Here is a 930-nt window from a genome sequence, read left to right as displayed (position 1 = left end):
GTGGCCACGGCTTTATCCGTGAGTGGGGCATGGAGCAGAACGTACGTGATGCCCGTATCTCCACCCTGTACGAAGGCACCACCGGCATCCAGGCACTGGATCTGCTGGGCCGCAAGGTGATGATGACTCAGGGTCAGGCCCTGCGTAACTTCACCAAGATCGTGCACCAGTTCTGTGAAGCCAATGGCGACAATGCGGACCTGAAAGAATTCCTGGAGCCGCTGGCCGGCTACAACAAGGAATGGGGCGAGCTGACTCAGGCCATCGGCATGCAGGCCATGCAGAACCCNGAATACGTGGGTGCCGCCTCTGTGGATTACCTGATGTACTCCGGCTACGTGACCCTGGCTTACCTGTGGGCCCGTATGGCTTCTGTGGCCCACGCCGCACTGGAATCCGGTGCCGGTGACGAGGACTTCTACAAGGCCAAGATCAGCACTGCACGCTTCTACTTCAAGCGTATCCTGCCGCGCGTGGCTGGCCATAAAGGCGCCATCGAAGGTGGTCTGGACTGCATGATGGATCTGGATGCTGATCACTTTGCATTCTGATCTTTCCTGTAGAGAAAAAAGCCCGCCTCTCATGGCGGGCTTTTTTTTGTTTCTTTTTTGGGTTCAGGGCAACGCGGAACGCGCCTGAGGTGGTTGGCGGGCTGATCGTTACTCCCGGTGTTTTTCCGCTATAGTGATGCACTTCAAAAAACGGGGTAACAAGGACGAAGGGGGAATACCCATGAAAAAAGGACTCGCACTGGTTGTGGTGCTGGTTGTACTGCCGGTAGTGGCATGGCTGGCGGCTACCTTTTATGTGGGCCTGCGGGTTGAGCAGGTGGTCCGCGATGAAGTCGCGAAGATGGAAATACTGCCGGGGCAGAAGGATATCTTGCTGGATGTGGTGCGTTACGAGCGGGGTCTGTTCTCCTCCAGCGCG

Annotated in this window: 2 protein-coding genes; both read left to right on the top strand. The window is 57.1% G+C overall.

Features of this window, described 5'->3' with window-relative positions:
- The coding region (locus A3754_RS01745; protein WP_197468369.1) for an acyl-CoA dehydrogenase C-terminal domain-containing protein at positions 1-551 on the top strand (551 nt) is incomplete at its 5' end.
- A gap of 181 nt (positions 552-732) precedes the next feature.
- The coding region (locus tag A3754_RS01740) for a DUF945 family protein (RefSeq protein WP_231880439.1) at positions 733-930 on the top strand (198 nt) is incomplete at its 3' end.

It is taken from the genome of Alcanivorax sp. HI0083 (assembly GCF_001635175.1).
Note: the sequence above shows the minus strand (reverse complement) of the source record. Positions and strands in the feature narration are given on the sequence as shown.